This window comes from Streptomyces antarcticus, from assembly GCF_026627255.1.
GTDB classification, from domain to species: domain Bacteria; phylum Actinomycetota; class Actinomycetes; order Streptomycetales; family Streptomycetaceae; genus Streptomyces; species Streptomyces antarcticus.
Window position 1 is genome coordinate 34943 of sequence record NZ_JAPNLM010000043.1, and the last position, 9684, is coordinate 44626.

The window sequence follows — 9684 nt, forward strand, 5'->3', positions numbered from 1 at the left end:
CTCTTCGCGGAGCGGGGCCCGGACGCCGGGGTCCCGTCGGCTCCGGCCGGTGCGTGGTTGCGCGGGCGGTGCGTGGTGGTGGGGCCGGTGCGTGGCGGTGGGGCCGGTCGTCCGGCTCAGCCCTGGACGGGCAGCATCGCGCCGCCGCCGGTACCGGGCTCCAGCGCGTCGAGCGCCCGCCGCAGTCCGGTCAGTTTGCGCTCCAGGTGGGCGGCGGTCGCGACCACCCCGGCGTCGGCCGAGTCCTCGCCGAGCTGCTTGGTCAGCGCCTCCGCCTGCTCCTCGACCGCCGCGAGCCGCGCGGAGAGCTCGGCCAGCAGTCCGGCCGTCTCCTTGCCGGCGTCCACGCCGTCGGAGCTGCCGCCCTCCAGCTGGAGCCGCAGCAGGGCCGCCTGCTCACGCAGTTGGCAGTTCTTCGTGTACAGCTCCACGAAGACCGAGACCTTGGCCCGCAGCACCCACGGGTCGAAGGGCTTGGAGATGTAGTCGACCGCACCCGCCGCGTACCCGCGGAACGTGTGGTGCGGACCGTGGTTGATCGCGGTGAGGAAGATGATCGGGATGTCCCGGGTCCGCTCCCGCCGCTTGATGTGCGCGGCCGTCTCGAATCCGTCCATCCCCGGCATCTGCACATCCAGCAGGATGACCGCGAAATCGTCCGTCAGCAGCGCTTTGAGCGCTTCCTCCCCCGACGACGCCCGGACCAGTGTCTGATCGAGCGCGGAGAGGATGGCCTCCAGCGCCAGCAGATTCTCCGGCCGGTCGTCGACCAGGAGGATCTTGGCCTTCTGCACCATGCCCTGTCCTCCTCGCCCCGGCATGGGGCCTCCCCGGCTCCAGGCCCCGGCCTGTGCGCCGGGCCCCGCCCCAGAGGAAGGCATCCTTGCGCCGTCCGTCCTTGTGCCGGTCATCGTAGCCCCAGTCCCGAGATCGCCACACCCTGTCACCAAGATGTCACTGTGCACGAAGCGGAAACGCGGTGGGAGACCAGAAGGTTCCCCGCCCGCCCGCCTCCCACACCCGTGCGGCCGCACCGCGGCGGCCCTGCCCGTCCGTATGCCCGCCGCGCGGTCACTTTCCCCGCATCCACTGCTCCATCACCGACAACAGGTAGTCGGGGTCGACGGGCTTGGTGACGTAGTCGGAGGCACCGGAGTCGATCGCCTTCTCCCGGTCGCCCTTCATCGCCTTCGCCGTCAGCGCGATGATCGGCAGCCCCGCGAACTGCGGCATCCGCCGGATCGCCGACGTCGTCGCGTACCCGTCCATCTCCGGCATCATGATGTCCATCAGCACGACCGTCACGTCGTCGTGCTGCTCCAGGACCTCGATGCCCTCCCGCCCGTTCTCCGCGTACAGCACGGACAGCCCGTGCTGCTCCAGCACGCTGGTCAGCGCGAAGACGTTGCGTACGTCGTCGTCCACGATGAGCACCTGCTCGCCGCGGAAGTCGTACGTCCGGGGCACCACCGGAAGCTCGTCCTCCGCATCGCCCCAGCCGGCCTCGGCGCCCACCGCGCTGGGCTGCCCCGGCACCGCCGTACGCGGCTCCTGGTCACTCAGCGGCTTGCGCCGCCGCCGGAACAGCGCGGCCGGACCGCCGCCCTGCCCCGCCTGCTCACCGGTCGGCAGGGAGGCCCGTACCGGCTGGGCCCGCACCGGAGCCGCGGGCGCCGCGGCGACCGGCGGCAGCGCGGGCCGCGGCTCGTCCGCCGGCCTGCGGTACAGCTCGCCGCGCGCGCCGCCGGGCGCGGGCGGTGCGTATCCCTGCGGGGGAAGCTCGCTCGGGTGCAGCGGCAGGTACAGCGTGAAGGTGGACCCGCGGCCCGGCTCGCTCGCGGCGTAGACCTCGCCGCCCAGCAGCCGGGCGATCTCCCGGCTGATGGACAGCCCGAGGCCCGTGCCGCCGTACTTGCGGCTGGTGGTCCCGTCGGCCTGCTTGAACGCTTCGAAGATCACCAGCATCTTGCTCGCCGCGATCCCGATCCCGGTGTCCGTCACCGAGAAGGCGATCAGGTCCCCGTCCGCCTCCCTCAGCGATCCGGCTTCCAGCAGCTGTTCCCGGATCGCCGTGGGAACGTCGGCCCCGGCGGGCCGGATCACCAGCTCCACCGCCCCGGTGTCGGTGAACTTCACCGCGTTCGACAGCAGGTTGCGCAGCACCTGCAGCAGCCGCTGCTCGTCGGTGTGCAGGGTGGCGGGCAGCTCCGGGGAGACCCGCACCGAGAAGTCGAGCCCCTTCTCCGCGGTCAGCGGCCGGAAGGTGGCCTCCACGTAGTCGACGAGCTGGACCAGCGCGATCCGCGTCGGCGAGACGTCCATCTTGCCCGCCTCGACCTTCGACAGGTCCAGGATGTCGTTGATCAGCTGCAACAGGTCCGAACCGGCGCCGTGGATGGTCTCGGCGAACTCGACCTGCTTCGGCGACAGGTTCTCCTCGGCGTTGTCGGCGAGCAGCTTGGCCAGGATCAGCAGCGAGTTGAGCGGGGTCCGCAGCTCGTGCGACATGTTCGCCAGGAACTCGCTCTTGTAGCGCATCGAGACCGCGAGCTGCTCGGCCCGCTCCTCCAGGACCTGCCGGGCCTCCTCGATCTCGGTGTTCTTCACCTCGATGTCCCGGTTCTGCTGGGCCAGCAGCTCGGCCTTCTCCTCCAGCTCCGCGTTGGCGGCCTGGAGGGCCTTCTGCCGGTTCTCCAGTTCGTCGGAGCGCTCGCGCAGCTGCTCCGTCATCTCCTGCGACTGCTTGAGCAGCATCTCCGTCTTGGAGTTGACGCTGATGGTGTTGACGCTGGTGCCGATCATCTCGGCGATCTGGCTGAGGAAGTCCTTCTGGATCTGCGTGAACGGCGTGAAGGAGGCCAGCTCGATGACGCCGAGCACCTTCCCCTCGAAGAGCACGGGCAGCACGATCACGTGCGCCGGCGGCGCCTCGCCCAGCCCCGAGGAGATCCGCAGGTAGCCGGGCGGGGTGTTCTCGACGAGGATCGTCCGCTTCTCTTCGGCGACGGTCCCGATCAGCCCCTCCCCCGGCCGGAACGAGATCGGCATCTGACCCCCGGCGTACGCGTAACTCCCGCGCATCCGCAGCTCGTACGAACCGTCCGCGCCCCCCTCCGTCCCGATCTGGGTGGTCCCGCCGGCCGGCAGCGCCAGGAAGAAGGCGCCGTGCTGCGCCGAGACCACCGGGGTGAGCTCGCTCATGATCAGCTTGGCCACGTCGTCCAGCTCCCGGCGCCCCTGCATCAGGGCCGAGATCCGGGCGAGGTTGCCCTTGAGCCAGTCCTGCTCCTTGTTGGCCAAGGTGGTGTCGCGCAGGTTGACGATCATCGTGTTGATGTTGTCCTGGAGGACCTGGATCTCCCCCGCCGCGTCCACGTCGACCTTCAGGCTGAGGTCGCCGCGGGTCACCGCGGTGGCCACCGCCGCGATGGCACGGACCTGCCGGGTGAGGTTGCCGGCCATCTCGTTCACGGACTCGGTGAGGTCCCGCCACGTGCCGTCGACGTCCCGGACCCGGGCCTGGCCGCCGAGGATGCCCTCCGTGCCCACCTCGCGGGCGACCCGGGTGACCTGGTCGGCGAAGGAGGACAGCTGGTCGACCATCGTGTTGATGGTCGTCTTGAGCTCCAGGATCTCGCCCCGGGCGTCGATGTCGATCTTCTTGGTCATGTCGCCCTTGGCGATGGCGGTCGTGACCATGGCGATCTGCCGCACCTGACCGGTGAGGTTGGAGGCCATGAAGTTCACCGAGTCGGTGAGGTCCTTCCAGGTCCCCGAGACGCCCGGCACGTGCGCCTGGCCGCCCAGGCGGCCCTCCGTGCCCACCTCTCGGGCCACGCGCGTGACCTCGTCCGCGAACGACGACAGGGTCTTCACCATCGTGTTCACGGTGTCCGCGAGCTGGGCGACCTCACCCCGCGCCTCGACGGTGACCTTCTTCGTCAGGTCGCCGTTGGCGACCGCCGCCGAGACCTGCGCGATCCCGCGCACCTGGGCCGTCAGGTTCCCGGCCATGGTGTTGACGTTGTCGCTGAGGTCCTTCCAGATGCCGGTGACCCCGCGCACCCTGGCCTGGCCGCCGAGGATGCCCTCGGTGCCCACCTCGCGGGCCACCCTGGTCACCTGCTCGGCGAACGAGGACAGCTGGTCCACCATCGTGTTCACGGTGGTGACCAGCTCGAGGATCTCGCCCTTCGCGTCGACGGTGATCTTCTTCGACAGGTCTCCCATGGCGACCGCCGTGGTCACCTCGGCGATGTTGCGGACCTGCGAGGTCAGGTTGTTGGCCATGAAGTTGACGGACTGGGTGAGGTCCTTCCAGGTGCCGGAGACGCCCTTGACCTCCGCCTGCCCGCCGAGGATGCCCTCGGTGCCGACCTCCCGGGCCACCCGGGTCACCTGCTCCGCGAAGTTCGACAGCTGGTCGACCATCGTGTTCAGGGTGTTCTTCAGCTCCAGGATCTCGCCCCGGGCGTCCACGTCGATCTTCTGCGACAGGTCACCGCGCGCCACCGCCGTGGCGACCTGGGCGATGTTGCGGACCTGCGAGGTCAGATTCCCGGCCATGCCGTTCACCGAGTCCGTCAGGTCCCGCCACACGCCGGCCACCCCGGGCACCTGCGCCTGGCCGCCGAGGCGGCCCTCCGTACCCACGTCCCGGGCGACGCGGGTCACCTGCTCCGCGAAGGCCGAGAGCTGGTCGACCATCGTGTTGATCGTGTTCTTCAGCTCCAGGATCTCGCCCCGGGCGTCCACGTCGATCTTCTGCGACAGGTCACCGCGCGCCACCGCCGTGGTCACCTGGGCGATCTGGCGGACCTGCGAGGTCAGGTTCCCGGCCATGAAGTTGACCGAGTCGGTCAGCTCCTTCCAGGTACCGGAGACCCCCTCCACCCGGGCCTGGCCGCCGAGGCGGCCCTCCGTACCCACGTCCCGGGCCATCCGCGTGACCTGGTCGGCGAACGACGACAGCTGGTCGACCATCGTGTTCACGGTGTTCTTCAGCTGGAGCATCTCGCCGGACACGTCCACGGTGACCTTCTGCGACAGGTCGCCGTTGGCCACCGCCGTCGTCACCTGCGCGATGTTGCGCACCTGGCCGGTGAGGTTGCGGAAGGCGGTGTTCACCGAGTCGGTGAGGTCCTTCCACGTGCCGGCCGCCCCGGGCACCTGCGCCTGGCCGCCGAGCTCGCCCTCGACACCGACCTCGCGGGCCACCCGCGTGACCTCCGCGCCGAAGGACTGGAGCTGGTCGACCATCGTGTTGACGGTGTTCTTCAGCTCCAGCATCTCGCCGGCCACATTGACGGTGACCTTCTGCGACAGATCGCCGTTGGCCACCGCCGTCGTCACCTGCGCGATGTCCCGCACCTGCGTGGTGAGGTTGCGGAAGACCGTGTTCACCGAGTCGGTGAGGTCCTTCCACGTCCCCGCCGCCCCCGGTACCTGCGCCTGCCCGCCGAGCAGGCCCTTCGCCCCGACCTCGCTGGCCACGCGGGTGACCTCGTCGGCGAACGTGCGCAGCGTCTCGGTCATCTGGTTGATCGTTTCGGCCAGCTGCGCCACCTCGCCGCGCGCGCTCACCCGCACCTTCTGCGACAGGTCGCCGTTCGCGACCGCCGTCGTCACCTGCGCGATCCCGCGCACCTGGGCCGTCAGGTTCCCGGCCATGGTGTTGACCGAGTCGGTCAGGTCCTTCCATACGCCCGCGACGCCCGGCACCTTCGCCTGGCCGCCCAGCTCGCCCTCCGTACCCACCTCACGGGCGACGCGCGTCACCTCGGAGGAGAAGGACGACAGCTGGTCCACCATCGTGTTCACGGTGTTCTTCAGCTGGAGCATCTCACCGGCCACGTGCACGGTGACCTTGCGCGACAGATCGCCCTTCGCCACCGCCGTCGTGACGAGAGCAATGTCACGCACCTGGGCGGTGAGCCGGTACGCCATCGTGTTGACGGAATCGGTCAGGTCCTTCCAGGAACCCGACATCCCGCGCACCTGGGCCTGCCCGCCGAGCTTGCCCTCGGTACCGACCTCCAGCGCCACGCGCGTCACCTCGTCGGTGAACGCGGACAGCTGGTCGACCAGGTTGTTGACCGTACGGCCGACCTTCAGGAACTCCCCGCGCAGCGGATGCCCGGCCCCCTCGGCGGCCTGCGTCCGCAGGTCCATGCGCTGGTCCAGGTCGCCCTCGGCGACCGCGGACAGCACCCGGCCCACCTCGGACACCGGGCGGGCGAGGTCGTCCACCAGCTGGTTCGAGGCATCGATCGCGGCCGCCCAGGAGCCCTCGCAGGCACCTGTTTCCAGCCGTTCGCTCAGCTTGCCCTCACGGCCCACCATCCGCCTGACGCGGGACAGTTCCCCGGTCAGGTGCAGGTTACGGTCGGCCACCTCGTTGTAGACGGCGGCGATCTCCGCCATCACTCCGTCGCCGGACACCGTCAGCCGCTTGCGGAAGTTCCCGTCCCGCATCGACACCAGGGCCGTGAGCAGCCGGTTCAGGGCGGCGGTATCGACCTCCGTCGTGCCACTGCGCCGGGAACGACCGCCCTTCGGCCGCGTTCCCGTACGCCGCACCGCTGCGCCAGACTCCACCGTGTCCCTCCCGAAAGGGTCGACCACTGTTCCACCGGATACCGGACTCCTCGCGAGCCGGCCCTCCAAGCCTGCCCAGTGTTTCACCCTGGCCGAACCCGGCCATAACACTCCGGCACCATCGCACACCGGCCGTACCCTGCGGGTGGATTCCCCGACGACGGCACCATGCCGACCGCGAAGGTAAGTAACCTGGCACCCGATGTCCAACCGCGTCGAAGGAGACTCGTGATCACGGCACGGGCGGCTGCCAGTTTCGACCCCCTCGGGCGTTCGGTCGCCGCTGCCCGAGCGTTCGTCCGCGACACCCTGCAGGGCTGGGGCTTCGCGGATGTCGTCGACGACGCCGTGGTCCTCACGAGCGAGCTCGTCACCAACGCCGTGGTCCACGCCGGAACCCGCGCCGAGGTCCTGTGCCTGCGCGCGGAGGACGGCGTACGGGTCGAGGTCGCCGACCGCTACCCGGAGCGCGAGCTGCCGCTCCAGCACCCCGGTGAGCGCCCTTACGCCGACCCCGACCGCGAGAACGGCCGCGGGCTGATGCTCTGCGCCGCGCTGGCCACCCGCTGGGGCGTCGAGTACACGGCCACGCACAAGCACGTGTGGTTCCGTATCGACCTGCCAGACCGGCCGGTCGGTACCCGCTCCGCGGGCCCCGTCATCCCCGACCAGCTGCTCCCGCTCGCCGACAGCCGGGTCCGCGTCGCCGTCCTCCAGATCGACGCCGACGACACCGTCTCCGCCTGGAACGAGGACGCCGAGCACATCTTCGGCCATCCCGCGGAGAAGGCCGTCGGCCGCCCGCTCGCGGAGCTCGCCGCCTGGCCGCAGACCCCCGGCACCGGTACCGGCATCGCCGAGGCCCTGCGCCTGTCCCGCTGGGAGGGCAGCTACGGCATCCGCGGCGCCGACGGACGCGTCATCCCCGTCTACGCCTCCCACCTGCGGGTCCGCGACGCCCACGGCGAGCCGTCCATCGTCTGCCTCCTCGTCCACGACGACGAGCGCGCGCTCCTCCAGACCCCCACGCGGATCCCGGGCGTCGACAGCGGCCACCTCACCGAGCCCCGCCCCGCGGACCCCTTCGAGGTGTTCATCGGCTCCCCCGCCCCCGACGACCTCGACGGGCTGCTCCAGCGCACCGTCGAGCGGGCCCGCGACCTCCTGGACGCCGACTCCGCCTTCCTGCTGCTGGCCACCGACGACGAGACCGAACTCGAGGTCCGCGCCACCACCGGTCTGCCCTCCACCCGTCAGCGCTTCGCCCGCGTCCCGGTCGAGGCCGGCACCAACCGGTACGGCTCGGCACGGATGCCCGCCGTCCACGACGACCTGCTGGCCGTACCGGGGGCCGTCCCGCTGCTGGAGTCCACCGGCATGCGCTCGGTCATCACCGTCCCGCTCAAGGTCGAGGGCCGTCTCACCGGCTCCCTCGGCGTCGCCGCGGAGGTACCGGGCCGCTACTCCAACGAGGAGGCCCTGCGCCTCCAGTTCGCCGCCGACCGCATCGCGCTGGCCGTGGAGTCCGCCCGGCTCGGCGAGCTGGAACGCCTGCGCCGCGGCTCCCTCTCCTTCCTCGTCGAGGCCTCCGACCTGCTGGCCGGCACCCTGGACCGGGACCAGACGCTGGCCCTCATGGCCCAGATGACCGTCCCGACGCTCGCCACCTGGTGTGCCGTCTACACGATCGCCGACCAGTCCTCGGACCCGTTCCTCTCCTACGTCCTCCACGAGGACGAGGAGCGCATCGACGGCCTGAAGGAGCTCCTCTCCCGGGTCAGCCCGCCGGAGCCGGTCCGCGAGGCCGGCGCCCGTCCGTGGCCCGAGACGGCTCTCGCGGTCGGCGGGGAGACCGTCGTCCTCCCCCTCCTGGCCCGCAACCGTGTGATCGGCCTGCTGACGCTCGGCAAGCCGTCCGAGGAGCACTTCCGCCAGGAGATCCTCGAACTCGCCGAGGACCTCTCCCGCCGGGCAGCCCTGGCCCTGGACAACGCCCGCCTGTACTCCGAGCGCACCGCGATCAGCCGCGCCCTCCAGCGCAGCCTGCTGCCGCCGGACTCCCCCGCCATCCCCGGTATGGAGGTGGAGGTCATCTACCGTGCGGCCGGCGAGGGCAACGACGTGGGCGGCGACTTCTACGACGTCTTCCCGATCCGCGACGGCGCGTACGGCTTCGCCATCGGCGACGTCTGCGGCACCGGCCCGGAAGCCGCGGCCGTCACCGGCCTGGCCCGGCACGCCCTGCGCCTCCTGGCCCGCGAGGGCCTCGGCGCCCCGGCGGTCCTGGAGCGGCTGAACGCGGCGATCCTCGACGAGGGCGCCCGCAGCCGCTTCCTGACCCTCCTGTACGGCGAGCTGCACCCCCAGCCCGACGGTGGCGCCCTCATGAAGGTCGTCTGCGCCGGCCATCCGCTCCCCCTGCGGCTGCGACCGAACGGCGAGGTCATCCCGGCGGCCGAGCCCCAGCCGCTGCTGGGCGTGATCGAGGACCTCGAGCTGTACGAGGAGACCCTCGTCCTCGACCCGGGGGACGTCCTGCTCTGCGTCACGGACGGTGTGACGGAACGCCGTGAGGGCACCCGCATGCTCGGCGACGACGGCCTGGCGGAAGTCCTCACCACCTGCACGGGCCTCACCGCCGGCGCGGTGGCCTCCCGCGTCCTGCGCGCGGTGGAACGCTTCGCGGCCGAGCCCGCCTCGGACGACATGGCCATCCTGGCCCTCCGCGTCCCCCAGCCGCGCGAGGGCGAATAACCGCACAACCTTGAGCAGCCCGTTCGTATGGTCTCCGCACGAACGGGCTGCGGCCGACCGGTGCCCTCTGGCCGAGGGGGCCGGGAACGCAAGAAGGCCCCCACCAAATGGTGGGGGCCTTCTTTGTTGGAGCCCTTTAACGGAATCGAACCGTTGACCTTCTCCTTACCATGGAGACGCTCTACCGACTGAGCTAAAAGGGCGGGTTGTTCGGCGGCGTCCTACTCTCCCACAGGGTCCCCCCTGCAGTACCATCGGCGCTGAAAGGCTTAGCTTCCGGGTTCGAAATGTAACCGGGCGTTTCCCTAACGCTATGACCACCGAAACACTATG

3 protein-coding genes, 1 tRNA gene and 1 rRNA gene are annotated in these 9684 nt (G+C 70.6%); 1 reads left to right on the forward strand and 4 read right to left on the reverse strand.

The window, feature by feature from the left end:
* Positions 1-116 precede the first annotated feature (116 nt).
* Positions 117-797 carry a response regulator gene (locus OTB16_RS36360; RefSeq protein WP_267726823.1) on the reverse strand — a complete coding sequence of 227 codons (681 nt, stop codon included), beginning with the start codon at positions 795-797 and terminating at the stop codon, positions 117-119.
* 274 nt (positions 798-1071) lie between these two features.
* Positions 1072-6597 (reverse strand): HAMP domain-containing protein, encoded by a 5526-nt coding sequence (locus tag OTB16_RS36365; protein WP_267726825.1) that lies wholly within the window; start codon positions 6595-6597, stop codon positions 1072-1074.
* Positions 6598-6765: 168 nt separating this feature from the next.
* Between OTB16_RS36365 and OTB16_RS36370 the strand changes: the two genes are divergently transcribed.
* Positions 6766-9351 carry a SpoIIE family protein phosphatase gene (locus OTB16_RS36370; RefSeq protein WP_267726827.1) on the forward strand — a complete coding sequence of 862 codons (2586 nt, stop codon included), beginning with the start codon at positions 6766-6768 and terminating at the stop codon, positions 9349-9351.
* 127 nt (positions 9352-9478) lie between these two features.
* Here the strand turns inward: OTB16_RS36370 and OTB16_RS36375 are convergent.
* Positions 9479-9554, reverse strand: a tRNA-Thr gene (locus tag OTB16_RS36375).
* 5 nt (positions 9555-9559) lie between these two features.
* Positions 9560-9676 (reverse strand): 5S ribosomal RNA (gene rrf / locus OTB16_RS36380).
* Between the last annotated feature and the right edge of the window lie 8 nt (positions 9677-9684).

Bases quoted from the DNA above. Each gene is read 5' to 3' on its own strand.
- OTB16_RS36370 (WP_267726827.1), top strand. From the start codon at position 6,766: ATGCCGACCGCGAAGGTAAGTAACCTGGCACCCGATGTCCAACCGCGT.
- OTB16_RS36360 (WP_267726823.1), bottom strand. From the start codon at position 797: ATGGTGCAGAAGGCCAAGATCCTCCTGGTCGACGACCGGCCGGAGAAT.